At 65.4% G+C, this 24,552-nt stretch carries 22 protein-coding genes; 8 read left to right on the forward strand and 14 right to left on the reverse strand.

Going from position 1 to position 24,552, the window contains the following annotated elements:
* Positions 1-33: 33 nt before the first annotated feature.
* Positions 34-1,566 carry a MobQ family relaxase gene (gene mobQ / locus RUU78_RS01800; protein WP_313913073.1) on the reverse strand — a complete coding sequence of 511 codons (1,533 nt, stop codon included), beginning with the start codon at positions 1,564-1,566 and terminating at the stop codon, positions 34-36.
* Between the two features lie 550 nt (positions 1,567-2,116).
* Between mobQ and RUU78_RS01805 the strand changes: the two genes are divergently transcribed.
* From RUU78_RS01805 to RUU78_RS01815, 3 genes are all read left to right on the forward strand, one after another.
* On the forward strand, positions 2,117-2,398 hold the full coding sequence (locus RUU78_RS01805; protein WP_313913075.1) for a hypothetical protein: 282 nt from the start codon (positions 2,117-2,119) through the stop codon (positions 2,396-2,398).
* Between the two features lie 62 nt (positions 2,399-2,460).
* Positions 2,461-2,886 carry a hypothetical protein gene (locus RUU78_RS01810; RefSeq protein ID WP_313913076.1) on the forward strand — a complete coding sequence of 142 codons (426 nt, stop codon included), beginning with the start codon at positions 2,461-2,463 and terminating at the stop codon, positions 2,884-2,886.
* A complete protein-coding gene (locus RUU78_RS01815) occupies positions 2,868-3,212 on the forward strand; it encodes a conjugal transfer protein TraD (protein ID WP_313913078.1) in 345 nt (114 codons plus the stop codon). The genes RUU78_RS01810 and RUU78_RS01815 overlap by 19 nt, the downstream gene beginning before the upstream one ends.
* 108 nt (positions 3,213-3,320) lie before the next feature.
* Here the strand turns inward: RUU78_RS01815 and RUU78_RS01820 are convergent, their stop codons facing one another.
* The 6 genes from RUU78_RS01820 to RUU78_RS01845 form a co-directional block, all read right to left on the reverse strand.
* Positions 3,321-3,530 carry a hypothetical protein gene (locus RUU78_RS01820; protein WP_313913080.1) on the reverse strand — a complete coding sequence of 70 codons (210 nt, stop codon included), beginning with the start codon at positions 3,528-3,530 and terminating at the stop codon, positions 3,321-3,323.
* Between the two features lie 161 nt (positions 3,531-3,691).
* Positions 3,692-5,290, reverse strand: a complete 1,599-nt coding sequence (locus RUU78_RS01825) for a tyrosine-type recombinase/integrase (RefSeq protein WP_313913081.1) — start codon at positions 5,288-5,290, stop codon at positions 3,692-3,694.
* A 558-nt stretch (positions 5,291-5,848) separates the two neighbouring features.
* Complete coding sequence (locus RUU78_RS01830) at positions 5,849-6,952, reverse strand: hypothetical protein (RefSeq protein WP_313913084.1); 1,104 nt, start codon at positions 6,950-6,952, stop codon at positions 5,849-5,851.
* A gap of 961 nt (positions 6,953-7,913) precedes the next feature.
* Positions 7,914-10,520 carry a cation-translocating P-type ATPase gene (locus RUU78_RS01835; RefSeq protein WP_313913086.1) on the reverse strand — a complete coding sequence of 869 codons (2,607 nt, stop codon included), beginning with the start codon at positions 10,518-10,520 and terminating at the stop codon, positions 7,914-7,916.
* The gene (locus RUU78_RS01840; protein WP_313913088.1) at positions 10,520-11,323 is read right to left on the reverse strand and encodes a histidine phosphatase family protein; all 804 of its coding nucleotides are present in this window, start codon (positions 11,321-11,323) and stop codon (positions 10,520-10,522) included. Before RUU78_RS01840 ends, RUU78_RS01835 begins: the two co-directional genes overlap by 1 nt.
* Positions 11,324-11,389: 66 nt before the next feature.
* Positions 11,390-13,762, reverse strand: a complete 2,373-nt coding sequence (locus RUU78_RS01845) for a phosphoketolase family protein (protein WP_313913090.1) — start codon at positions 13,760-13,762, stop codon at positions 11,390-11,392.
* A gap of 400 nt (positions 13,763-14,162) precedes the next feature.
* On the opposite strand from RUU78_RS01845, the gene RUU78_RS01850 reads away from it, so the two are divergent.
* From RUU78_RS01850 to RUU78_RS01870, 5 genes are all read left to right on the forward strand, one after another.
* The gene (locus RUU78_RS01850; RefSeq protein WP_313913091.1) at positions 14,163-14,696 is read left to right on the forward strand and encodes a MarR family transcriptional regulator; all 534 of its coding nucleotides are present in this window, start codon (positions 14,163-14,165) and stop codon (positions 14,694-14,696) included.
* A gap of 37 nt (positions 14,697-14,733) precedes the next feature.
* A complete protein-coding gene (locus RUU78_RS01855; protein WP_313913093.1) occupies positions 14,734-15,303 on the forward strand; it encodes an arsinothricin resistance N-acetyltransferase ArsN1 family A in 570 nt (189 codons plus the stop codon).
* On the forward strand, positions 15,296-16,741 hold the full coding sequence (locus RUU78_RS01860) for an FAD-dependent oxidoreductase (protein WP_313913095.1): 1,446 nt from the start codon (positions 15,296-15,298) through the stop codon (positions 16,739-16,741). The genes RUU78_RS01855 and RUU78_RS01860 overlap by 8 nt, the downstream gene beginning before the upstream one ends.
* Positions 16,738-17,937, forward strand: coding sequence for an MFS transporter (locus RUU78_RS01865; RefSeq protein ID WP_313913097.1), 1,200 nt, complete (start codon positions 16,738-16,740; stop codon positions 17,935-17,937). The genes RUU78_RS01860 and RUU78_RS01865 overlap by 4 nt, the downstream gene beginning before the upstream one ends.
* 81 nt (positions 17,938-18,018) lie before the next feature.
* Positions 18,019-18,903: a sterol desaturase family protein gene (locus RUU78_RS01870; RefSeq protein WP_313913099.1), complete on the forward strand. Its 885-nt coding sequence runs from the start codon at positions 18,019-18,021 to the stop codon at positions 18,901-18,903.
* A 232-nt stretch (positions 18,904-19,135) separates the two neighbouring features.
* Here RUU78_RS01870 and RUU78_RS01875 read toward each other — a convergent pair whose 3' ends face one another.
* Genes RUU78_RS01875 through RUU78_RS01905 form a run of 7 tightly spaced genes read right to left on the reverse strand, consistent with a single transcriptional unit; the run spans position 19,136 to position 24,493 of the window.
* Positions 19,136-19,702 carry a YdeI/OmpD-associated family protein gene (locus tag RUU78_RS01875; RefSeq protein ID WP_313913100.1) on the reverse strand — a complete coding sequence of 189 codons (567 nt, stop codon included), beginning with the start codon at positions 19,700-19,702 and terminating at the stop codon, positions 19,136-19,138.
* Complete coding sequence (gene arsJ, locus RUU78_RS01880; protein ID WP_313913102.1) at positions 19,689-20,945, reverse strand: organoarsenical effux MFS transporter ArsJ; 1,257 nt, start codon at positions 20,943-20,945, stop codon at positions 19,689-19,691. Before arsJ ends, RUU78_RS01875 begins: the two co-directional genes overlap by 14 nt.
* On the reverse strand, positions 20,942-21,949 hold the full coding sequence (locus RUU78_RS01885) for an ArsJ-associated glyceraldehyde-3-phosphate dehydrogenase (protein WP_313913104.1): 1,008 nt from the start codon (positions 21,947-21,949) through the stop codon (positions 20,942-20,944). Before RUU78_RS01885 ends, arsJ begins: the two co-directional genes overlap by 4 nt.
* Positions 21,950-21,983: 34 nt before the next feature.
* Positions 21,984-22,508 (reverse strand): arsenate reductase ArsC, encoded by a 525-nt coding sequence (locus RUU78_RS01890; protein WP_313913106.1) that lies wholly within the window; start codon positions 22,506-22,508, stop codon positions 21,984-21,986.
* Positions 22,509-22,542: 34 nt separating this feature from the next.
* Positions 22,543-23,607: an ACR3 family arsenite efflux transporter gene (arsB, locus tag RUU78_RS01895; protein ID WP_313913108.1), complete on the reverse strand. Its 1,065-nt coding sequence runs from the start codon at positions 23,605-23,607 to the stop codon at positions 22,543-22,545.
* Positions 23,604-24,137 carry an arsenate reductase ArsC gene (locus tag RUU78_RS01900; protein WP_313913110.1) on the reverse strand — a complete coding sequence of 178 codons (534 nt, stop codon included), beginning with the start codon at positions 24,135-24,137 and terminating at the stop codon, positions 23,604-23,606. Before RUU78_RS01900 ends, arsB begins: the two co-directional genes overlap by 4 nt.
* Positions 24,134-24,493, reverse strand: a complete 360-nt coding sequence (locus RUU78_RS01905; protein ID WP_313913113.1) for a helix-turn-helix transcriptional regulator — start codon at positions 24,491-24,493, stop codon at positions 24,134-24,136. Before RUU78_RS01905 ends, RUU78_RS01900 begins: the two co-directional genes overlap by 4 nt.
* Positions 24,494-24,552 lie beyond the last annotated feature (59 nt).

Consider the following 24,552-nt stretch of genomic DNA (forward strand, 5'->3'; position numbering starts at 1 on the left):
ACGGTGGACTGCGGGCGCGCGTCACAGCGCGCCTCACGGTCGGTAGCTCGGGCGGCGATCGGGCACCGGCGCGTTCGCCGGACCCGCCATCGCTCCTTGGGCTCGCGACGCGGGCGGCGCCATGGGCGCGGGCCCGGGGCCGGGCGTTCGCGACGCTTGTTCAGCGGCGCGAAGCGCGTTCCAGCAATCCAACCGTTTCTTCTCCGCGATCGCCACGACGACCGGCATCGGCCCGCCGTCGACGACGCGCATCAGCAGCCGACGCTCGGTCCGCGCCGCCTCGGTCAGTCTTTCCTCTTGGTCGCGACGCTGTTCGCCCCACCGCCGGCGTCTCACCAATCGGACCGCGCTCGGCTTGGCGGCGTCGATCCGCTCGAGCGCTTCACGCTCGTGCTGCGTCGCCACGCACGCTCGACCGTACTCGCCGCGGGCCGCGAGCAGCTGGTCCTCCGCCTCCCGCACCTCGGCGTCCGCCTCGCGCAGACGGGCGAGGAACGCCACGTTCTCCGCGCTGCGCACGCCCCACCGGGCTAGCGCGGCAATCTCGTCGTCCCTCACCATCGCTCGACGGAAGTCGTCGTGGATGCGCCGCGCCGTTCGTTGCAGATCGTCGATGTACATCTGTGTTTCCTCAGGTAGAAAAGGGGACAACGGCAAAGTCGCGGGCGGTGCCGAAGAGCGTGAGCCCCCCGGAGAACGCGTCGGACGGTTTCGGTGCGGCGGGGACCGTGCGCCCGAACCTCGCGCGCGGCGATCGTGTTCGGCGCGCAACGCGGCCGCGCGCTGACGCGACTGCTGCAGCAAGAACACGTTGGCGCGGATGCGTTCCGCGTGCTCGCCGCCGCGGTGCGTCGAGCGACCGGCTCGGACGGCTGCGGCGGTGGCGCGTCCCAGGTGCCGGGTCGGGTCGCGCGCGAGCGCGGCGACCGCGTCGAGATCGCCGCGCACGACGGCACGCCGGGCTTGCTGTTCCAGGCTGCGGTGGTCGACGCGCGCCGCCACGCCGGCCGCGTTCAACGCGGCGTTGATGCGGTCGGCCACCTCGGCCCGCAGCGCACGCACTTCGGCCGGTCCGGTCGATCGGTCGTCGAGGACGCGTACCTTGGCGCCAAAACCGTGGGCCTCGAGCACCCGCGTGGAAAACAGCAGGTGGACGTGGTGGTTGCGCTCGTCGTTGCCCGGGTTCGGCTGGTGCACGGCCGCGAGCACCGCGACTCGGTAGCGGTCCACGAGCATGCGGGCGAGGTCGTGCGCGAGCGCGCACCGTTGCGCGCGGTCGAGCTCGACCGGCAACGACACCTCCAGCTCACGGGCCACGCACGCGTTGCGGCGCCGCTCTGCGCGTTCCGCAGCGTTCCACAGGGCCGCCATGTCCGACGCCCACGGCGGCGCACCGTCCGGCGCGAACAAGTCGGCGGACACCACGTCGCGGCGCCGCGTGTAGTCGTGCGTTATCCCCGTGTCTTCGTCCGCAACACGCGAGCCGGCGCGATACGCCGCCGCGGCCGTCGCGGTGTGGCCGGCGGACCGGCTGTAGATCTTCAAGGTGGCGTGGTAGATCGCCATGCGTGTCGTCGGAACTTTTTCGGAGTTACGAACAACGTAGCAAAGGCTAAAAACGCCACAAGTCCGAAAAAATAGGTACACGCTCATAGTCCGCTGCGCGGTTGGCGCGCCAACCCGTGCCGGCCGGCTCGTGCGTCGGCGTGCCGTCCCACCCAAGACTGCTGGAACCCGAACGCTCGACCGGGGCGACCGAAGGACGCTCGCGCCGCGCCGCGGCGGGGTCCGGGGCGAAGCCCTGGCGCACGCGGTCCCGCAGGGCCGCCGCAAACCCACAGGGTTTGCATAAGTGCGCCCTTGCTCAGCTCGGGTAAGAGGCTCCTGCTCGGCTCCGTTGAACGGGGCTGGTGCCTTCTGCCGCACGCGCCACCGGTGCGACGAACGCGACGCCCGCGTGAACCCGTGCGACCGAGGAAAGCCGGGCGACCTTCGTTCGGCATGCCCGATGAAAGAACGAACGACCGCACCGATGACCTTGTTTTTCGGACTTGTCCGTTTCGTCGCGGCGATTTAATCCTGGGAACACACACCCCCCATCGAGCACGGACGAACCATGGACGCACCGAAAGCAAGCCCGGAACTGGAAGCACTGATTCAAGCGATCGTCGAACGCGCGAAGGACGCCGATGGTCACGGCGTGGTGATCGTCGTTATTGACGACCGTGAGCACGCACGCCGGCACGAGCAACGCAGCGACGCCAACCGCACGCTGAATCCGTGGAAGCGCAGCAGCACGGCGAACGACGGGTACTACTGTCGGGGGCGCGTCGGCGCGTTCCGCCACGCGGCCACCGTTCGCGCTCGCCGCGCGCTCAACTTTTTTCGCGTCGCATGACGGACGCCCGCTTCGTTTCGCCCTCCGCGCTCAGCGGCCCTTTCTCTCTCCAGGAACCTTGTATGGACGCCAGTTACCGCTACGCCGTGTTCGACTTGGCCAACGCGCTCGACCACTACCTGTGCTCGCACGCCGACGCGCTCGATCGTTCGCCCGATTTTTGCGCGAGTGGGCCGCACGTCGCGCTGGCGGAGAGCGCGCTGCGCACCGCCGCTTGGGCGCGCAACGTGTTTGACGACGACGCCCGCCGGCATCGCCATCGCTATCGGTCGCTGTTGCAACCGTCTCAGGGCGAGGCGCCGTGGCCTCACCCGACGCCGCTCGACGGCGAGCGTTCTGCGGTGGCTTCGGACAGCCCTTCTCCGGCGGGATGGCTCGTCCCGTGTCCGATGCCGGACGACGACAGCCCGTCGTGTTTTTGGGATTACGCCGAGGAACCGGCTGAGGCGAACCGAACGACGGACGACCGGTGGCGTCGATCGTCGTGAGTCGGTCGTCGGGTAGGTCGGCGGTGCCGCTCGTGCAGACGCCGCAGAAGTTCACGAAGGAGGCGCGAACGTTGTTCTACGAACACCTCGCCGCCGCCCGCCTGAGGACCCAGGAGCGGCGAGCGCTCGCGCGCCGCCGCTTCGAGCTGGGCGAAGCGGTGATGAGCGCCGGCCTCGCCGAGTGGAGCGTCAGCGAAATCCTCGGCGTGCTCCTCGACGCCCGGGAACGGATCGGAGGCTCGCCGATCAAGCGGAGGGCCGCCTGGAAACGTGGGGAGCAGCACATGGGCTTGACCAAACGATCGGGCGAAGCTACCGCTCCGTAGCGGACAAGCTCGCGTCCGTCTGACATAGGCAACGATGCACGATCGCAGCTTCCACCACTTTCTTACTCATACCAGCCGAACGTGCGCGGTGCGCATTGGACGGCAGGATCATTCCTGGCCCGTCGACTTCTTGTTCTCAAGCTCTCTTTCCAGAGCTTTATTCAACCGGCCGATCTCTTCACAAGTCCTGAAGAGCTCGTCGATCGACGCGTCGGCGGAATGCCCGCCCGACCGCAGAGTATCGATTCGCTGACTGAGGAGCGTCGCCTGTACCGCGAGGTGTTTCGCATTGTCGTTAAGCGCTTCCCAAAAAGTCACCGCACCCTCCATCTCAACTCTGTCAGTAGTTCTAAAGGCATACCGCCCCTCTTAAGATTCTGCTCGATGAGGGAGGCTGCGCAAATAAGTTACTTCTCGTCATATAAATAATAAAACATTGCGGATGCAGACTCTACTTGCAATCTCACCACAGCGAGTCGTCATGCGAGCTTAGCTCGTCGCCGCAGCAATGCGCCAAGAAGCTGCTCGACCGCACCGTCATCGGACTCGATGCGTCGCAATACGGCCTCCAAGTCCAGATTGACTGACTCCTTTCGAGCAGTCGTCGTCATCGGTTCCAACGTAGGCAACCCGACGAGCGAACGCAGCCTATCTTCCCGCGCTTGGTAGCTGGGCCGCAGCACTTCCGCTTGCTCCTGGATGTACCCTGACGTCGCATTACTAGGCGTCGCGCCGGTTGCACCCCGGCTGTGGTTCAACGCCGCGCCGACGATGAGCAACCGCCCAAGATTTTCGGCGGATACCTGCACCTGCCCGAGCTCGGTCGCCAACGTGCGGCGCAGGTCGTGCGCGGTGATCCAGAGGCCGGTGTGCTTCTGAAGCGCCAGCAATACCGATCGCGGGTTGTTCAACGGCTTGCCCCGTTGTCGGGATGGAAACACCCAACACGCCTCGTCGTCAGGGCGCCATGCGCTGTTCGCAGTACGCCGCTCGACCAGGACCTCCTTCGCCCAAGGGGTTAGCGGCACAACACCGGCTTTGCCGGACTTCGTGATGGATGCCGGGAAAACGACCAGGTTGCGCTCCAGGTCCACGTCGTCCCATTTCAGCCGCGCGGTCTCCTCTTTCCGCGAACCCCACAGCAGAACGCACACGAAGAAATCCAGGAGCACGCTCGCGTGGGGCTTGACTTCGCGGCTGCGCGGATCCGGCCGCTGCCGCAGGATGTCCGGATCGTGAGCTTGGGCGCGCAGATCCACGAGCTGCTTCAGCCATGACTGTCCGGCGTCGGTGGCCGTGGCCAAATACGTCTCCCGCCGTACCGGCTGCGGCCATCGCTGATCCGCACGCCACGTCGCGAACGGGCCCACCCCGCGTCCGGACGGAAGACCGACCTTGGGTGACGCACGCGCGTAGGCCGCCGAGCAATAGGCGAACAGCTTGGCGACGGTTCCGCCGCTCAGCGATTTCGGCCCCCAGGCCGGCCGCTTCGTTCCGTCGGCCACCGCGCGCAGCAGCGGACCCATGGTGGCCTCCACCGCCGCCTCATCGATGTCGTGCACGGGCATCGCCCACAGCGGAGCACCGGCCATCCATTTGGGCACTTTCTTGCGGTCGGTTGTGGTGCTGGCTTTCGCTTTCCGCGAGCGGGCCTCCACGTAATCGTCGAAGGCGACCTTGAGGGTGAGGCCGTCCCGCTCGCGTTCCGACTGCGCGGCCCGCTGACGTTTCTTTTTCTCGACGAGCGGATCGACGCCCTGCTCCATCAGCCCCAGCCAAATCTTGGCGCGCTTGCGCGCTTCGGTAAGGGAGAGCCGGCGGTAGCCTTCGTTCGCGCTCCACCAATGACCCATGGCGCGACGCATCGGTGCTCCACCCACTTTCTTCTGGACGTACCAGGTCGTCGTCCTCGGGGTCAAGCGGAGGAGCAAGCCCCGGACGCCCAGGTCGCGCACGACCCACTCCCGCGTGCCGGGTGGCGTCGGACCGGCGACCTTGCCGCGCTCGTCCAATCTCGTGTCGAAACGCAGGGACTCGAGTAGGCTCGGGGTCAGGTCCAGATGAACGGATGTGGACATCTGCGGCTTCCGTGACCGATCGAAAGGCCGTCACATTAACCGATTATGTGACTCCTCTGTGGCTACCTAAATCCCTCGGTCAGCTGCGGTTCCCGGCGGCCGTTTGCGAGCGCAAATACCCACATACAATTGATTTGTATGACAAACGCATACACAGCGCGGCCGGCAATTCGTCGGACACCTGTTTGAAAATCCCCGTGTCGGCGGTTCGATTCCGTCCCCGGCCACCATTTTGCATTCTCTTGCACTTACGCCCCGGCGGCGTCGCAGAGCTTTGCGGGTTTTTTCCGGGTGTTGCCGACACGGTTACCCAAGAATTATCCGACGCGCTTTTATACCTTTCCACATCACGCGCCCTACCCGATAGCCTGTGCGAGGTTGGCGCCCAAACGGCAGAATCGGTGCGCGGCGCTTGGCCGCCCCACGAGTCCCCACCGTGAACGACTCGGCCTGCAGACGAGGCGGCCAATAAAAAACGGCGCTGCCTGCGCAGCGCCGTCGAGGTGTATCGCATCGTGGCGGCGGCTGCGGCGCGTTGCCGCAACCGCCGCCGCGGAGTCAGCGGCTCAGGCGCAGCGTGATGTCGCCGTCCTTGCCGGCCGGCACGTGGATGCCGGTGATGTCTTCAATGCGGTCGACGCCGTCAATCTGCTTGGCGATCTCGTAGCTGCCGTTCTTGCCGAGCAGCACATAGGCCTGGCGCGCGGCGATATCCACCACGAGCAGATCTTCCTGGCCGTCCTGGTTGAAGTCGCCGGCGCTGTGCTGGACGGTGGCGGACTTCAGGTCGATGCCGAGCTTGTCTGCGCCGGTCGCCACGTCGGCGGCTGCCTTGTCTTCACCGCTGGTGATGAAGTTGGACACGTGCACCCAGATCGCGGTGCTGCCTGTGCCGCCCGGGCCGTAGCAGTAGACCCAGAGCGCGGTCGTGAACGAGAAGTACTGGTAGCTCGATCCCCACGTGCCACCGAGGTTGCAGTAGTTGGCGTTGGTGGAGTTCCAGTGGATCCAGGTATAGCCCGGCGCCTGCAGCCAGCTCGGGCTGGCATAGCCGGTCACGTAGGGCGGCGCCGGCGGCTGCGGCGAGACAGTCAGGTTGGCCGTGGCCGAGGTCGAGCCGCCCGTGCCGGTGCAGGTCACGGTGGTGGATTGGCTGGCGCCGGGGCTGACACTGGTGCTGCCGGCGGTGCTGTTCACCGCCACGCCGCCGGTGCTGGTGCAACTGCTGGCGTACTGCGAACTCCAGCTGAAGGTGGAACTCTGGCCGACATAGATCGATGCCGGCGAATAGCTCACGTTGACCACGGGCGGCGTGTTGGGATTCTGCACGGTGAGCGTGGCATTGGCGGAGCCGATGGCGCCGTCGATATTGCCTTCGCAGGTCACGTTGGCCTGCAGGTTGGTGCTGGCGGTGAACGTGTGCGAACCGCTGGCGCCGCCGAAGTTGATGCCCGGCACGCCGCTGATGTCGCAGAAGCCGACCTGGCCCGTGGCATTCCACGAGAACGTGGTCGACTGGCCGGCCAGCACCGCATTGGGCGAGAAGCTGGCGGTGACGCGGATACGGCCGCCGGGCGGCAGGTTGATCTCATTGCCGGCGGCAAAGGTATTGGAAGCGATGGCGGCGAGCGAGAGCGCCGCAAAAGCAAGTGCGTTCTTCATTCTGGTTCCTATGGCTGATGTTTGCCCGCGCAGGCGCAAGCCGGCCCGGACGCGGCAGGGTCGCGTCGTTGTGGTGTATGCATGGTTTGCGTGCGGAGCGGAAAAGGTCGCTTCACCTGTCGCCGCCGCGGCATTCCCTCTGGCGTGCCCCCCCGGCACGGCAGCGTCCGCACCGTTGGTGCGGCTAATTCGCTGGGATATGCCGGAACCGCTGCGACAGGTTCGGCGCCTGCATCGTAGATTAATTTATTCGTTAGTCAACAATTGCTGTGCAAATAACCATTTATTAATGCGTGCCCATAAAATAAGCAAATAAATCGCTTTGTTTCTTTGCTATTTTTATAACCACGGGCAAATGATGGGCCGCGCTGATCTCAGGGGTTGCGACCTGATGGCACGCGCCGTGTTCAGGGTGTGCGCAAATGGCGCGCCGGCGTGGCTGTCGCCGTGCGGCGTGTCCGCGGCTCGGGCAGCGCGGCGCCACTCGCTTGGGCCTCATGCTTGGCTGTCCACCGACAAATTTCCCGCGCACAGCAACACCGTGGGACGCTGGCGGGACATTGCGACCCATGATGGGGCACATTTCCCATCAGGTACCAACACCTAGACCAATGACAACGCTCTCGCCAACACCCCCCAATCCTTGCGCAGTTTGATTGCCCCCCGTGTCGTCGGTTCGATTCCGTCCCCGGCCACCATTTACTCATGTACTTGCATCACTTCTCCACATCGACCACGGTGTGCTGCTCCGGCATGGCACCTGTCGAGCAGAGCAGCACCGCTCAGCGGACCCGTGCGGCAGGCTTGATCCACGACCAGCCATCGCAAACAAATACACTTTTTCTTTCGATCGCGACGTTCCTGCAGCCGCTACCGTTGAGCGGGGACGATGTCGCCGAACAGCTAACACGCTTGACGCGGCTTATGCCGCAATGACGGACGACCCACGCGAACTGCGAGGCTACGAACCGCGTGACCGGGCGACCTTTTCAATGTCGCCCCCTGCCCGAAACCATCGCCCCTTCAGCGCTTCCAGAACCAGCAAGCTGAGCACGCCGGCAATTGCGCACAGGGCAAGTTCGTCGAGGTGCAGCTGGCCGAAGTGAAACAGCGTTCGTGCGGGAGGCCAGTAGAGTGCCGTCGCGAGCACGACGGTGACGCCGCCGAGCAGGATCCACAATGAACGGTTGGGCCGCAGGAAGGCCTGGACCAGGGATGTGGAGAACGAGCGGTTGACGAGGATCAGTCCCAGATTGATCAGCACGAGCGACGTAAAGACCAGCGCCCGGACATCATCCTCCGGTAGTCCGATGCGAACCGCGCCGACGAGCGCGATCGCGACGATGGCGAGGGCGACCGTCCCCTGAAGCACGGCCCAGAGGATTCGCCGCGGCAGCAGCAAGGGGCTCGCCGGATCGCGGGGCGGACGCTGCATGACGTCAGCCTCTTCTTCTTCGGCCTCGAACACCACCGAGCACGCCGGGTCGATCACCATCTCGAGGAACGCGATCAGGATCGGGGTCAGCATCAACGGCAACCCCAGCAGCAGTGGCAGCAGCGCGAGCCCTGCAATCGGGATGTGCACGGCGACAATGTACTCGATCGCCTTGCGCAGGTTGTCGTATATGCGCCGGCCGAGCCGGATCGTCTTGACGATGGAACCGAAATCATCGTCGAGCAGAACAATGGCCGCGGCCTCGCGCGCGACGTCCGTGCCACGCTTGCCCATGGCGATGCCAATGTGGGCTGCCTTGATGGCGGGAGCGTCGTTGACGCCGTCGCCCGTCATCGCCACGACCTCGCCGCTTGCCTTCAGGCTTTGCACGATGCGCAGTTTCTGGGCCGGCTGAATGCGCGCGAAGATGGATGTCGAACTCACACCCGCGGTGAGCTGCGCGTCAGACAGTCCTTCGATGTCCGCGCCGCTCAGGACCTTTGCCGAATCGATTCCGGCCTGTCGGGCGATAGCCATCGCGGTTGCCGGATAGTCGCCGGTGATCATGATCACGCGGATTCCGGCCGAGCGACATTCAGCCACCGCGGCCGGCACGTTCGCGCGCAGCGGGTCGGCAAAACCGATGAGTCCGACGAACTCGAAACTCAGGCTGCGCAGCGATTCGGGCGCGCCTTGTCCGCGCTCGAAATCGGTCAGCCGGGTTCTGGCCACACCCAGCACGCGTATCCCCTCGTCAGCACGCGCATCGGCCTGCCCACGGATTCGCGCGAGCCGGTCAGCCGGGAGATGACATAGCTCCGCGATTGCCTCGAGCGCGCCCTTGGCGTAGGCGACCGCGTCGCCGGTGCGTTCGTCCGAAACAACATTCGCCACGGCGAACAGGTCGGGACGCAGTCCGTAGGCCCGAACGATCTCCATCCGCGTGAATCGCTCGAGGTCGGTCTTGATCTCCACGCCCGCCAGCGCATGGATCGCGACATCCATCGGGTCGGTGGGGCGCTGGGGACAAGCGAACAATGCGGCTTGCAGGATCTCGTGCGCTGTTTCCGGAATCGGCGCGCCGGCATCCGGGCTCCAGTCGGCGTCCTCGTCGAAGACGCCGGTGACCGTCATGCGGTTTTCGGTCAGCGTGCCGGTCTTGTCGGTGCAGAGCACGGTGGTCGAACCCAAGGTCTCGATGGCAGCAGCGCGCCGGGTAAGCACGCGGGCGCGGGAAATGCGCCACGCGCCCATTGCCATGAACACCGCCATGACCAGCGGAAACTCTTCCGGGAGCAGGGACATCCCGATCGCGATTCCGCCGAGCATGGCCTCCAGCCACGAACCGCGGAGCAACCCATAGAGCACAACCACCAGGCCGCCGGCGATCACGCCGACGATCGCGAAGTCACGCACCAGCCAGCGCATCTGCTGCTGCAGGTGGGGTTGCTCGGTTTCGATGGTCTGCAATGCGCGACCGATTTTCCCGATCTCGCTGCGCAACCCGGTCGCGTGGACGCGCGCATGACCCGTGCCGCGAACGACCAGCGTTCCGGCGAACAGGTAGGGCAGATCTTCGCCGCCCGGCCTGGGTGTTGCCACCTCGGTTGCGCTCTGCGCCGATGCTTTCGATGCCTGCTTGCGAACCGGAATCGACTCACCGGTGAGCAGCGACTCGTCCAGCAGCAGATCGTTCGCCGACAGAATCGTCGCGTCCGCAGCAACGCGGTCGCCTTCGCCAATCACAATCAGATCCCCGGAAACCACGTCCCGTCCCGCGATGTGCATTCTCTCGCCGTCGCGGACAACCAGCGCCCTCGGGCTGGCGAGATTGCGCAAGGCCTCGAGTACGCGTTCGCTACGCGACTCCTGGATGATGGTGATGCCGACCGACAGGCAGGCGAAGGCGAGCAACAACAGTGCCTCGATACGGTCGCCGAGCAGCAGATAGACGACGCCTCCGCCGATCAGCAGGGCGAACATCGGCTGTCGCACGACCTCCAGCACAATGCGCAGTACGCCGCGACGCCCTGTTGCGGGCAGCTCGTTGTAGCCATCCGCTTGCAGACGCTCTGCGGCCTGAGCCGACGTGAGGCCGCGGTCGTCCGGCGACGGCTCGGCCGGGATCTTCATCAACAGGCTTTCCGGAAGCCATGCTGCGCACCGCCGATACCGACACGCGAGCCATGCTCATGCGCTTCGCTCACGGGCTTGCCAGCACGCGCCGACGGGGGCGTGCGCTGGATGTCGCCACCTTCGTTTTCCCAGCGCTGGATGGCAGACCTTCTTTCCCTGTCCGCCACCCTGATGGCGTCATCGTCGGTGACGTCCGCTGCAATCCCGTGCGGCGAATTCCACAAAGCAATGACAGCGACTTCCGGCTGCGCGGACGCCATTGCGAGAATGCTGATCGACGCGGTGTCGAGCACGAAATGCTGGGCCTGGACCACCGGCATTCCCAGCCATCGCGCGGCTAGCGCACGGCCGAACTGTCCGTGCGAGAAAATGGCGACGTTGCCGCTGCGCTGGCGCAGGCGACGGATCACGCGGTCGGCGCGATCACAGACCTGCCCTGCCGTCTCGCCGTTGGGGCAACCGTCGCGGAAAAGGCTCCAGGCAGGATGCTCTGCACGGACATCGGCCGAGTAGCGCCCTTCGTAGTTGCCGTAGTCGGTTTCCACCAGATCGTGATCGATCTCGGCAACAGCACCGAGACCGGCGAGCTCGCAGGTACGCTGCGCGCGTTGCAGCGGGCTGACGAGCACCTGCGAAAACACCGTGCCGCACAACCGTGCAACCAGACTTCCCGATTCGCGCTCGCCGACGGTGGTAAGCCCGATGTCGGTAAGGCCGGTGCATTGTCCCGACAGCGACCATTCGGTCTGGCCGTGGCGGATCAGATAGATCCGCAACGGTGGATGCGAGTCATCGCGCATCTGGCAGTCCCTCTCCAATTCGACGCTGCACCGACCGGACTGCGCACAGCGATACGCGGCGCAGACTCATGTCTTATGCGTCCAACGCCAATTGCGGATCTCGGGCATGTCCTGACCGTTTCGGTTGATGTACTGCCGATGCTCGATCAGTTTAGCCTCGAGCCGCTGCTTGAGTGCAGAGCCCTTGCCGCTCAATTGAAGCGCACGGTCTATCACGTCGATCGCCAGATGAAAGCGGTCCATGTCGTTGAGCACGGTCATGTCGAAGGGCGTTGTTGTCGTGCCCTCTTCCTTGTACCCGCGAACGTGGATGTTGTGATGATTGGTGCGGCGGTACGTCAGCTTGTGGATCAGCGACGGATACGCGTGGAACGCGAAGATCACCGGCTTGTCCCGCGTGAACAGCGCATCGAAATCCGCATCGCTCAGTCCATGCGGATGCTCGCCGGGCGGCTGCAGGCGCATCAGGTCGACGACGTTGACCACGCGGATCTTCAGCGCCGGCAGGTGTTCGCGCAGGATCGAAACCGCGGCCAGCGTTTCCAGCGTCGGCACGTCGCCGCAGCAGGCCATGACGACGTCCGGCTCGCGGCCGGCATCGCTGCTCGCCCAGGACCAGATACCGATGCCAGCGGCACAGTGTTCGACCGCCGCTGGCATGTCCAGCCATTGCGGAGCCGGATGCTTGCCGGCAATGACGACGTTGACGTAGTGGCGGCTGCGCAGGCAATGGTCCATCACCGACAGCAGGCAGTTCGCATCGGGCGGCAGATAGACGCGCACCACGCCGGCCTTCTTGTTGGTCACGTGGTCGATGAAGCCGGGGTCCTGATGCGAAAAGCCGTTGTGGTCCTGGCGCCAGACGTGAGAGGCAAGAAGGTAGTTCAGCGACGCCACCGGATGGCGCCACGGCAACTGGGCGCTGACCTTCAGCCACTTAGCATGCTGGTTGAACATCGAATCCACGATGTGGATGAAGGCCTCGTAACAGTTGAACAAGCCGTGCCTGCCGGTCAGCAGGTAGCCTTCGAGCCAGCCCTGGCATTGGTGTTCGCTCAGCATCGAATCGACGACGCCGCCACTGCGTGCGAGGAATTCGTCGTCCGGCAGGATCGCCGCGTCCCACTGCCGGCTCGTCACGTCGAACAGCGCCGCCAGTCCGTTCGAGGCGGTCTCGTCCGGGCCGAAGACGCGGAAGTTCCGCGGTGTCTCGTTGCGCTTCGCCACGTCGCGCAAGAACGGCCCCAGCACGCGCGTATCGCCGATGCCCTGGCTACCTGGCGCAGGAACCGGTGCGGCGTACGCGCGAAAATCCGGCAACTGCAGGTCGCGCAGGAGTGCGCCACCGTTCGCATGGAGGTTGGCGCCCATGCGTCTTTCGCCGTGGGGCGCCAGTGCGGCGAGTTCGGCGTTCAGGCGCCCTTTCTCGTCGAACAGCTCTTCCGGCCTGTAGCTCTTGAGCCAGTCTTCCAGCAGTTGCAGATGTGCCGGCTGCGCAGACGGTGCCGATACAGGCACCTGGTGTGAGCGGAACGTACCTTCGATGGGCTTTCCGTCGACAACTTTGGGGCCGGTCCAGCCCTTCGGCGAGGACAGGACGATCATCGGCCAGCGCGGTCGTGCGAGTTCCCCATCGGCGCGCGCCCTGTGCTGGATGGCCTTGATCTGCAGGACCGCACTGTCGAGCGCGCTGGCCATCGCTTCGTGCATGAGCGCCGGGTCGGAACCTTCGACGAACAGCGGCGACCAGCCATAGCCGAGGAACAGTTGTTCCAGCTCCTCGTGCGTGATGCGCGCCAGCACGCTGGGATTGGCGATCTTGTAGCCGTTGAGGTGCAGGATCGGCAGCACTGCACCGTCGGAAGCCGGGTCGAGGAACTTGTTGGAGTGCCAGGCGGTGGCCAGCGGGCCGGTCTCGGCCTCGCCGTCACCGACGACGCATGCCACGATGAGCGACGGGTTGTCGAACACTGCGCCGAACGCATGGCTCAGTGAATAGCCCAGCTCGCCCCCTTCGTGGATCGAGCCCGGGCACTCCGGCGATGCGTGACTGGGAATGCCGCCAGGGAAGGAAAACTGGAGAAAGAGCTTTTGCAGCCCGGCCTCATCCTGGCTGATGTGCGGATAGATCTCGCTGTAACTGCCTTCCAGATACGTGTTGGCCACTACGGCAGGCCCGCCGTGCCCTGGGCCGCAGACGTAGATCATGTCGAGGTCGTACTCGCGAATGACCCGGTTCAGATGCACGTAGATGAAGTTCTGTCCCGGCGTCGTACCCCAGTGGCCGAGCAGCATCGGTTTCACGTCGCTCAACAGCAACGGTCGCTTCAGCAACGGATTGTCGAACAGATAGATCTGGCCGACGGAAAGATAGTTGGCCGCTCGCCAGTAGGCGTCCATCTTGCGCAGCAGGTCGGGCGCCAATGTCGCAGGGTTCATGATGGGGTTCTCTGTGCGGCCCGCGCGACGATGGTGGACCCATTGTGCCGCGCCGGATCTGCCGGATGGAAAGGAATTTCCGAAGTGTGCAGTCGTCACGCGGACGATGGCGTGACGAAGGGAATGCTGGCATCGGGAACATCGCCAGCCTGATTTCCTGGAGGAACGGATTCCGCCTGCACATCGCACCCACGCCAGCCGGGTTCGCGCTGCACGTAGGGCGCGATCCCACTCCAGCACCTACGTAGTCACACGCTGCGGTTCCAGGTAGTGCATGCCGTGCACCACCACTCCATCATCGTCTTCGGCGTCGAAGACAATCCCTGTCATGCGGTGGTCGTCAGAGTTGAACTCAAAATGCCGCTTGCAATAGTTGCCGGCGGCTGGATATAGTTGGCACATGCAACCGAATCCAAAAGACCGCGCACGCACCCCGTCCCAGGCCTTGCTGGCCGACGCGGCGGCGTTGAACGCGGCGCTCGCGGACCTGGTTCGCGTGTATCAGTTCCGCGACCGCGACCGCATCTGCTGTTACGACATCTCCGTGACCCAGTGCTACGCGCTGGAGGCGCTGGCGGACCACGGTCCGATGCGCAGCCAGACCCTGGCCGGGCTGCTGTTGCTCGACAAGAGCACCACTACCCGGGTGGTCGATGCGCTGGAGCGCAAGGGCTACGTCGAGCGGCGTACCGACGAGGAAGACGCCCGCGCGGTGTCCTTGCGGATCACGGCCAGCGGCCGAGCGCTCTACGACACCATCAACCGCGGGCTGATCGCGCAACAGGCTGAACTCCTGGCCGACCTGGATCCTCAGGTTCGAGCCACCGTAACGGACGTCATCCGGCGCCTGGCCAAGGCCGCCGAAGCACGCTTCGTCTCCGGCGTCAGCGTCGGCAACTGCGCGCCTTCGTGCGCCACCACCGGCTGCAGCTGACCTTTCATTTGCTCCTATAGTTGGCACTGACAACACTATGACCATCCCCGTTTCCACGCTCCACATCTCCACCCGCTCGGCGTTTGCCACCGACGCACCGGCGATCACTGCCATCTACAACGAGGGCATCGCCGCGCGCAGTGCCACGTTCGAAACCCAGCCCCGCAGCGTCGACGATCTGTTGCCGCGCATCGCCGACAGCCGCTACCCGCTGCGGGTCGCGACGGATCCACCGGACCGGGTCGTCGGCTGGGCCGGCTTGAGCAGCTACCGCGCGCGCGACTGCTACGCCGGGATCGCGGAGTTTTCGATCTACGTCGATGCGGCGGTGCGTGGTCAGGGCGTCGGGCGCGTCCTTCTGGGCGACCTGATCGACGCGGCCCGCGCGGCCGGATTCTGGAAAGTCCTGTCGCGCGTCTTTCCGTTCAACACCGCCAGCCTGGCGCTGTGCCGGGCCTGCGGATTTCGCGAAGTCGGCCGCTACGAAAAGCACGGCCGGCTCGACGGCCAATGGCTCGATGTCGTGATCGTCGAACGGCTGATTCCAGAAAACCTCGCCGGCGCCGCCGGCAGCCTTCCCACTGAACCTGAGGTGCGCCATGTCTAGTTCGTTGCCCGTCGTCGTCATCGGTGCCGGCCCCGTGGGCCTGGCCGCCGCTGCCCAACTCCGCGCCCGCGGCCTGACCCCGATCGTGCTGGAAGCCGGCGCTCAGGTCGCTGCCGGCATCCGGCGGTGGTCGCATGTGCGGATGTTCTCGCCCTGGCAATACAACATCGACGCGCGCTGCGCGGAACTCCTCACCGCGCACGGCTGGCAGCCGCCAGACCCGGCACAGTTCCCTACCGGGCGCGACCTCGTGGAGCAGTATCTGGAACCGCTCGCCGCCACGCGGGAGCTGGCCCCGCTGATCCACCTCGACGCACGCGTCGTCGGTGTGACCAGGCATCAGCGCGACCGGATGAAGAACACTCAGCGCGACACCACGCCCTTCGTGGTTCGCTACCTGCAGGGCGGCCAGGAGCGCGAACTGCTGGCGCAGGCCGTCGTCGACGCCTCCGGAACCCTCGACACGCCCAACCCGATCGGCGCGGCGGGCCTGCCCGCTCTGGGCGAGCGCGCCGCAGCTGCTCACATCACCTACGGAATACCCGACGTGCTTGGCACCGCCCGCAGCCGCTACGCCGGCAAACGGGTACTCGTCGTCGGCAGCGGCCATTCGGCATTCAATGTGCTGACCGATCTCGCCCGTCTGGCCCAGACAGCGCCCGGCATGCAGATCCACTGGGCCGTGCGTCGCCCCTCGCTGCAGCGGGTGCTGGGCGGCGGCGAAAACGACCAGTTGCAGGAACGCGGTCGACTGGGGCTGCGCATCGCGCGTCTCGTCGACGAGGGCGCCATCGTGGTCCACACCAGCGCCCACATCGACCGCATCGGACACGCGGACACCGGATGGATCGCCTGGAGCGACACCACGCCACTGCCCCCGGTCGACGAGTTGATCGGCGCCACGGGCTTCCGGCCCGACGTGAGCATCCTCAGCGAGGTGCGGCTCGAGTTAGATGCCGGCACGCAGGCGCCTTCGGCGCTCGCACCGTTGATCGATCCCAATCTCCACAGCTGCGGCAGCGTGCGGCCGCACGGTGCCGTGGAGCTCCGGCATCCCGATGCCAACCTCTACGTCGTCGGCATGAAGAGCTACGGCCGGGCACCGACGTTCCTGCTGCTGACCGGGTACGAGCAGGTGCGTTCCGTCGCCGCCGCGATCGCCGGTGACTGGGAGGCGGCGCGGCGGGTCGAGCTGGTGTTGCCGGAGACCGGGGTGTGCAACACCCAGTTCGGTGCTGACGAGGCGGCGCCGCTGGCCGCTGCGGCGTGCTGCGGCGGCCCCGCACCGGCCGACGCCGACGCCTGCTGTATGGCCGACGCCGACGCCAAGGCCAGCGGAGAGGCCGGTTGCGGCTGTGGGTCTGCCACCGTATCGGCGCCCGTGGTGGCGGCGGCCGCTCCCGCCACGTCGTCCTGCTGCGGCCCGGCCCGCGCATGAGTGACCCGCGTTGGCCCGTGGTCTGGATCCTGGGCGCGGGCCAATGCGTCTACTGGGGCATTCTGTACTACGCTTTCTCCGTCCTGCTGGTACCCATGCGCGACGAGTGGGGCACCTCGGATGCGGCGATAGCGGGCGCGTTCTCCGCCGGCCTGGCCGTCAACGCCGTGCTGGCCACCGCCGTAGGCCGCTGGCTCGACCGCGGCCGTGGCGTGGCCCTGCTGCGCGGCGGCGCGCTCGCCGGCGCCGGACTGCTGCTGGCGTGGTCCTGGGTCGACAGCCTGGCGGGTCTCTACGCCGTCTGGACAGGACTGGGCGCCTGCATGGCCCTGGTCCTCTACGAAACAGCGTTCGCGCTGATCACACGCGCCTACGGCGATCCGGCGACCCGTCTGCGCGCTTTGGCCAGCGTGACCGTCGTGGGTGGACTGGCCAGCACGCTGTTTCTGCCGTTGGTCGGTGCCGGCGTGGCGCATCTGGGCTGGCGTCTCACCCTGCGCGTGCTGGTCGTGGTCTGGCTGCTCGCTACGGTGTGGCTGGAGCGGGCAGCGTTGCCAGGACTGCACGCGTCGGACCGGCGCACGCGCCCGACCTCGGCATCGGCACCGGCAGGCGACCCGGTGGACCGGCGCCTGCTCTGGTGGAGCGGCGCACCTTTCGTCGCCGCAACCTTCGCCGCGATGGCACTGACCACGCTCGTGGTTCCCAGCCTGGTCGCGCGCGGCCATTCCATCGACCAGGCGGCGTGGGCTTTGGCCGCCCTGGGCGTGATGCAGTTGCCTGGTCGCGTCTGGCTATGGCGCGGCGGCGGCCGAGCCGTGTCCCCGCGCGGTCTGCTGGTCGCACCGATGGCCTTGCAGGTCGTGGGGCTTGCCCTGCTCGGAACGTCGGGATCCTTGGCCGGCGCGTTTTCCGGCGTGGCGATCTTCGGGATCGGTGCCGGGCTGCACACGCTGGTGCGCCCCTGGATCGTGCCGCTGCTCTTTGGCACCGACGCCGCCGGTCGCACCAACGGGATCATCGCCCGCGCCCAGGGAATTGCCCGCGCCGCAGGCCCGTTCGCGGTGGCTGCCGCATCCGGATGGATCGGCAGCGATGCCGTGTTTCTTGCTCTGTCTCTGGCACTTCTGGCGTGCTGCCCATTGGCCTACGCGCTGTCGCGCCATCCCAGCCTCCTGGCCCATTCCGCGGCCTGAAGGCATCGACCGCTTTCCCTCGAGGACCACCGACCGATGCACGCCACGCTCCGCACCCTGCTCCGTTTCGCCGCGTTCCCGTTGCTGTTCGGCGGCGCTGGAATCGCCGCGTGGAAAGGCTACGCACCCGATTCCGTCGGCTGGCTGATGCCCGTCATCGTTGCAGCAGTGCTGCTGCTGACGTTCGGACTCGAGCGGCACTTGCCCTACGCAACGCGCTGGAATACGGGGCCTGGCACAGGGACCGACCTGGTCTACCTCGGCACGACGTCGGTCGTCGTCGCCATCGCGGAAGCCGCCGTCTGGGCGGTCGTGATCGTGCTGCTCGGCCAGTGGGCGGCTAACGGTGTCGCGCTGTGGCCGACACAGTGGCCCTTCGCGCCGCAGGTTTTCCTGGCCTTGGCGGTTGGCGATTTCTTCCCCTACCTCTACCACCGTGCGAGCCACGAATCGAACGGCTTCCTGTGGCGCACCCACGCCATCCACCACGCGCCCGAACGACTGTACTCGTTCAACTTTTCACGTTTCCACCCAATCAATGCGTTTCTTACCGCAGCGCTGACCCTGGTGCCGCTGGCCGTGCTCGGCGCGCCGCCGCAGGTGCTTTTCGTGGCGGGCGTACTCCACAACGTTCACGGCGTGCTCAGCCATGCCAACGTGGACTTCCGGCTCGGCGTCCTGAACACGATTTTCAGCATGGCCGAGCTACACCGCTGGCATCATGCGCGCGACCCTGATCTGGCCAACAGCAACTACGGCGCGACCCTGTTGCTGTGGGATTGGGTTTTCGGCACCCGCCGCCACCCCAAGACTCGACTGGACGCCGACGGCGTCGGCTTGTGGTTCGGAAGTACCGTGCCCCGCCGACTGCTCGACCAGTGGAAGTATCCGTTCGTTGGCGTGCTGCGACAGATCACACACCGAGTACGTACGGTGCTGACCTTGCGTTGCTGCCGAACTCACTGATCGACGGGCGATACAAGGTGAACCGCTGCGCCGCCACGGCCTTTTGGCTCGCGCGGCGCCGGCGCCTTTCGTGCGCCAGCCCATCAGCTTCCGACCATTCCAGAGTCATTCGCCGCCATACGCCGTTGCGGCTCCGCGCTAATGCGGTACGTCTCCTCGCTGCGCCTCGTCTCGCGGCGAAATCATGCGCAATCTATCGTTCGGAAACGTGTGGATCGGCACACTGGGCCTGTTAGTCGGGGCTTTCGGTATCGGGCAGCGGAAGAAATCGCTGCTTGCAATGCACATAGCGCCGCAGTCGACGTACCACGTCATCGGCGCGGCGTTGCCGGGTCTCGTCGCGCTTGGCTTGCCGGATCCATTCGGCAAGCTGGCGCCTGTAGGTGACCGCCAATGCGTCCCACGCGACCTGCAAGGTGCGGTCCTGACACAGCAGCGCGGCCAGATCGTCGGGCCTGTCTTCGCAGGCTGGCGAGATCTGCAGCTCCACCGAATCGCCTGTGTCGACGCCGGCATGCGCGCAGTGTTCGGCAGACAGTTCGAAATACCAATGCAATGCGTCCCAGGGCTTGATCGTTCGGCGTCCGATCGCAACGCTCGCCAGCGTGACGTCGGCGACGAACGTGGCTGCAAAGGTCAGCGACGGCGGCAGTACGACGAAGCGCGGCCGCGGTGCGGATTGGCGAACAATGGTGGCACGCACGGTCCACACGGGCTTCGGCCCGCTTTCCGACGATGGCGCGATCACCTCGGCACGAAAGGCGGTAGTGCGCGCCGGCACACGGTCAGGCGTCGGCATCGAACGCTCCCTGAGGCAACTCAGCCAGCGAACGGTGCCGAGGCAATGCTAACGAAAGGAACGCTGCGGCCACCACCAGCGCAGTTGCAATCCAGAGGCAAGGAACCAGGCCGCCGGCCTGGAAGACCGCACCGGAGAGCACGGTGCCGAGCAGACGGCCCATAGCGTTGGCCATGTAGTAGAAGCCGACATCGAGGGACACGCCGTCCTCGGTGGCGTAGCTCACGATGAGGTAGCTATGCAACGAGGAGTTGATGGCGAACAGCACACCGAACAGAGCCAAGCCGACGACCAGCACGAGCGTCGCGTCAACCCCGTAACCGAGCAGCAGAGCCATTGCCGCCGGCGCAACGGCCAGTGCGGCCGCCCACGCAAATGCGCTCCTGCCGTCGGGAACACGACCGCTGCGACGGCCCGTGAAATACGGCGCAAGTGATTGCACAATGCCGTAGCCGATCACCCAACTGGCCAGGAAGGCACCGACCGACCAATCGCTCCAAGCCAGCGCCGTGGCAAGGAAGACAGGCAGCGCCACCACAAACCAGACATCGCGAGCACCGAACAGGAACAGGCGCGCCGCGGACAGCAGGTTGATCGCGCGGCTCTTGGAAAACATATCGCGGAACTTCGGCTTGTTCCGGGCCTTGCCCAGATCGCGCTGCAGCGCGATCAGACTGACCACCCACACCAGCACCAGACCGATGGCCATGCCGGCGATCGCGACGCGAAAGCCGAACGCCGTGAGCAACGCACCACCGAGGAAGAACCCGATGCCTTTGAGCGCGTTCTTCGAGCCGGTCAGCGCCGCGACCCATCGATACAACGCGCCTGGCTGATCGCCGGGCACGAGCAGCTTGATGCTGCTCTTGGCGCTCATCTTGTTCAGATCCTTGGCGATACCCGACAAGGCCTGGGCGGCCATCACCCACGGCACGGTCAGAGCGACCGCAGGCACCGTCAGCATGCCCAGCGCAACGACCTGCAAGGCCAGCCCGATGTTCATCGTGCGATTGAGCCCGATGCGCGCACCGAGCCAGCCGCCAACCAGGTTGGTAATGACGCCGAAGATTTCGTAGAACAGGAAAAGCAGCGCGACCTGCAGCGGTGTATAGCCCAGCTGATGGAAGTGCAGCACCACCAGCATGCGCAGCGCACCGTCCGTCAACGTGAACGCCCAATAGTTCCCGGTGATCAGGAAGTACTGGCGAACCGCGGCGGAACGATGGGCTGCCACGGTGCTCACTGATCGGCTGCGCCGACCAGGCGGACGAGCTCGGCCGTCCTGTTCACATAACCCCATTCATTGTCGTACCACGCGTAGATTTTGACGTGCGTGCCGTTGACGACCAGGGTGGACAAGGCGTCGACGACGCCGGATCGCGGGTCGCCACGGTAATCGATCGAGACCAACGGTCGTTCCTCGTAACCGAGGATGCCGCGCAGAGGGCCATCGGCAGCGGCTTTCAGCAGTGCGTTCACTTCCTCGACCGTCGTGGACTGCTCGACCTCGAACACGCAATCGGTGAGTGACGCATTGGTCAACGGCACGCGCACGGCATGCCCGTTCAAGCGGCCTTTGAGTTCCGGAAAGATCTGCGCGATGGCAGTGGCCGAACCGGTCGACGTCGGTATGAGACTGGACCCGCACGCCCGTGCCCGGCGCAGGTCCTTGTGCGGCGCGTCCACGATGACCTGGGTATTGGTCAGGCTGTGGATGGTCGTCAGGCTGCCGTGGCGGATACGCAGGCCTTCGTGGATCACCTTCACCACGGGCGCAAGGCAGTTGGTCGTGCAGGAAGCAGCCGTGACGATGCGATGGACGGCCGGATCGAAGCGGTCGTGATTGACACCGACCACGCAATCGAGCACGCCGGCTTCCTTGACTGGCGCAGTGACCACGATGCGTTTGACACCCTGGTCGAGATACGGCCTGAGTACCTCCGTCTTGCGAAACTTACCCGATGCTTCGATGACGACGTCGCAGGACGACCAATCGGTATCCGCGATAGCTTTGTTGCGCGTAACGGGTATCCGTCGGTCTCCGATGACCAATGCGTCTGCGTCGGGGCGGGCCTCGTGCGACCAGCGACCGTGCACCGAATCGAAGTTCAGCAGATGCGCCAGGGTGGAAGCATCGCCAGCCGGGTCGGTGATCTGCACGAAGCGCAGATCGGGGGAATCCCAGGCGGCGCGCAACGTCAGCCGCCCCATGCGGCCGAAGCCGTTGATGCCTACACGAATCGTCATTGTCGCTCTCTGGTTGTTCAGCAATAACGTGAGGTCAAACCGGCCGCTCGGACTCGGAATGGCTTGATGTCTGTTGGGCGATTTCGCCGAGTCGCGTGCGCAGCGCCATACGGTCGAGCGATTCGACCTTCAGCTCGGTCAGCAATGAAACCCGTTGTTTCAGCACGTACATCGCACTGCGAAAAGCGGCTTGCTGGATCGGGAGCGGCCCAGCAGCCGCGGCGGGGTCGGGAACACTCCAGTGTCCGGTAATGGGATGCCCAGGCCAAACCGGACAGAGTTCCCCTGCGGCGCGATCGCAGACCGTAATGATGAAATCCATTTCTGGCGCATCGGGCACGGCGAACTCGGACCAACTCTTGCTGCGCAATCCTTCGGTGGGAAGGTCGACGCTGCGCAACAGCTCCAACACCATCGGATGGACTTCGCCTCGCGGGTGGCTGCCCGCGCTGAACGCCTCGAAGCGGCCGTGCGCGAGCCGGCGAGTCAGGGCTTCGGCCAGGATGCTACGGGCTGAATTGCCGGTGCACAGATATAACACGCGATACGGTCGCTGCATTGCGTTCTCCAAGGGTCTGCACGAGTGCTTGACGTCAGCGCCGGTCGTACCAGCCACGCGAAGCGTTGACACCCCGAACTACCGTCAGCATGACGGGCACCTCGATCAGTACGCCGACGACGGTCGCCAACGCAGCACCCGAGTGCACACCAAAGACGCTGACGGCCGTTGCCACGGCGAGTTCGAAAAAGTTGCTGGCGCCGATCAACGCCGATGGGCCGGCGACGCAGTGCGCGACACCAAGACGGCGATTGAGCCAGTACGCAAGACCGGCATTGAAATAGACCTGGATCAGGATAGGCACAGCAAGAATCGCGATCACGATCGGCTGCGCCACGATCTGCCGACCTTGAAAACCGAACAGCAACACCAGCGTCAGCAACAGCGCGATGAGTGACCACGGCCCCAAGCGCGCCAGCAGTGCCTGCAGCGCACGTTCACCACCGCGGCTTACCAGCAACCGTCGCACCACGACCGCGATGACCACCGGGACGATGATGTAGAGACCGACGGAAACCAGCAGCGTGGCCCATGGAATCGTTATCGACGACAAACCCAGCAGCAACGCTACCAGGGGTGCGAAAGCCACGACCATGATCGCGTCGTTGAGAGCGACCTGGCTCAGCGTGAACTTGGGCTCACCTCCACACAGATTGCTCCAGACGAAGACCATCGCCGTACACGGTGCCGCCGCCAGCAGGATCAACCCGGCGATGTAGGCGTCGATCTGATCGGGCGGCAGATAGGCCGCAAACACGTGGCGGATGAAGATCCAGCCGAGCAGCGCCATCGAAAACGGCTTGACCGCCCAGTTGACGAATACCGTCACGCCGATGCCGCGCCAATGCTGGCGCAAGTCCCCCATCGCGGCGAAATCGACCTTCAACAACATCGGGATGATCATGATCCAGATCAGCACCGCCACAGGCAGGTTGACCTTGGCCAGCTCCCAGGCACTCAATGTCGTAAAGACGCCCGGCAGCGCGTAGCCAAGGGCAGTTCCTGTCGCAATGCAGGCAGCGACCCACACCGTGAGGTAGCGCTCGAACACCCCCAGTCGTGCGGATGGCGCGGCGGAGGTCAATGCTGCGGCACTCATGACGCCCGCTCGGGAGGAACCGGGTACTGCTCGGCAATCGCGTTGACCACCGCGCCAAGCGCTTCGGCGCTCAACGTTTCAACGGGCGCTGCGACCAGTGCCTGGACACGCGCCGTAATCAGCGCGTGGGTGGCGGCAAACGCCTGGGCAATGGCCGCGGCATCACCGACCGTGCCGGAGGGATCGGGCAATCCCCAGTGCGCTCGGACGAAGTCGCCGAAAAACACAGGACATGGCTCCTGCGACGCGCTGTGGCAAACCGTGATGACGAGATCCATGGGCGTCGACCCCGCGGCCGCAAACTGATCCCAGGATTTGCTCGAAAGACCGTCGGTGGCGATCCCGGCTTGACGCAGTTGCGTCAGCGCATTGGGATGAACCCGGCCGGCGGGTTGGCTGCCGGCGCTGAACACGTCGAAACGTCCATCGCCCCAGTGCCGCAAGGTGGCTTCGCACAGAATGCTACGTGCGGAATTACCGGTGCACAGGAACAACACGCGGAACGGACGATGCGCCACAGCGACACTCATTGGGTACGCGCCGTCTTGCGCTTCACCGTCGGCATAGGCAGCGGTACGGCGACAGGTGCGCACATCTCAGGCCTGCCGCCGCAACACGTTTCCGTCAGATAACCCACCATGGCCTGGATCGTGGCGAGGTTGGCCATGTAGCGAACGAACCGCCCTTCCTGTCGACTGTCCACCAGCTCGGCGTGGTTGAGTTCCTTCAGATGGAACGACAACGTCGCGGCAGGCAATCCCAGCGCTTCGCCAATGGCGCCAGCGTGCGCGCCCTGGGGACCCAGCTCGACCAGATGACGGAAGATTGCCAGGCGCGAGTCTTGCGCCAAAGCAGCGAGGGCTTTGAGTGCGGCTTTAGTTTCCATTGTTCGATTATTGTGGAACAAATGAAGCTTCGCAAGGTCTCACCCGAGCCGGAAACGCC

This window comes from Tahibacter sp., assembly GCF_032229445.1.
GTDB lineage: Bacteria > Pseudomonadota > Gammaproteobacteria > Xanthomonadales > Rhodanobacteraceae > Tahibacter.

Bases quoted from the DNA above. Each gene is read 5' to 3' on its own strand.
- mobQ (WP_313913073.1), bottom strand. From the start codon at position 1,566: ATGGCGATCTACCACGCCACCTTGAAGATCTACAGCCGGTCCGCCGGC.
- RUU78_RS01805 (WP_313913075.1), top strand. From the start codon at position 2,117: ATGGACGCACCGAAAGCAAGCCCGGAACTGGAAGCACTGATTCAAGCG.
- RUU78_RS01810 (WP_313913076.1), top strand. From the start codon at position 2,461: ATGGACGCCAGTTACCGCTACGCCGTGTTCGACTTGGCCAACGCGCTC.
- RUU78_RS01825 (WP_313913081.1), bottom strand. From the start codon at position 5,290: ATGTCCACATCCGTTCATCTGGACCTGACCCCGAGCCTACTCGAGTCC.
- RUU78_RS01830 (WP_313913084.1), bottom strand. From the start codon at position 6,952: ATGAAGAACGCACTTGCTTTTGCGGCGCTCTCGCTCGCCGCCATCGCT.
- RUU78_RS01835 (WP_313913086.1), bottom strand. From the start codon at position 10,520: ATGAAGATCCCGGCCGAGCCGTCGCCGGACGACCGCGGCCTCACGTCG.
- RUU78_RS01840 (WP_313913088.1), bottom strand. From the start codon at position 11,323: ATGCGCGATGACTCGCATCCACCGTTGCGGATCTATCTGATCCGCCAC.
- RUU78_RS01845 (WP_313913090.1), bottom strand. From the start codon at position 13,762: ATGAACCCTGCGACATTGGCGCCCGACCTGCTGCGCAAGATGGACGCC.
- RUU78_RS01850 (WP_313913091.1), top strand. From the start codon at position 14,163: ATGCAACCGAATCCAAAAGACCGCGCACGCACCCCGTCCCAGGCCTTG.
- RUU78_RS01855 (WP_313913093.1), top strand. From the start codon at position 14,734: ATGACCATCCCCGTTTCCACGCTCCACATCTCCACCCGCTCGGCGTTT.
- RUU78_RS01860 (WP_313913095.1), top strand. From the start codon at position 15,296: ATGTCTAGTTCGTTGCCCGTCGTCGTCATCGGTGCCGGCCCCGTGGGC.
- RUU78_RS01865 (WP_313913097.1), top strand. From the start codon at position 16,738: ATGAGTGACCCGCGTTGGCCCGTGGTCTGGATCCTGGGCGCGGGCCAA.
- RUU78_RS01875 (WP_313913100.1), bottom strand. From the start codon at position 19,702: ATGCCGACGCCTGACCGTGTGCCGGCGCGCACTACCGCCTTTCGTGCC.
- RUU78_RS01885 (WP_313913104.1), bottom strand. From the start codon at position 21,949: ATGACGATTCGTGTAGGCATCAACGGCTTCGGCCGCATGGGGCGGCTG.
- RUU78_RS01890 (WP_313913106.1), bottom strand. From the start codon at position 22,508: ATGCAGCGACCGTATCGCGTGTTATATCTGTGCACCGGCAATTCAGCC.
- arsB (WP_313913108.1), bottom strand. From the start codon at position 23,607: ATGAGTGCCGCAGCATTGACCTCCGCCGCGCCATCCGCACGACTGGGG.
- RUU78_RS01900 (WP_313913110.1), bottom strand. From the start codon at position 24,137: ATGAGTGTCGCTGTGGCGCATCGTCCGTTCCGCGTGTTGTTCCTGTGC.
- RUU78_RS01905 (WP_313913113.1), bottom strand. From the start codon at position 24,493: ATGGAAACTAAAGCCGCACTCAAAGCCCTCGCTGCTTTGGCGCAAGAC.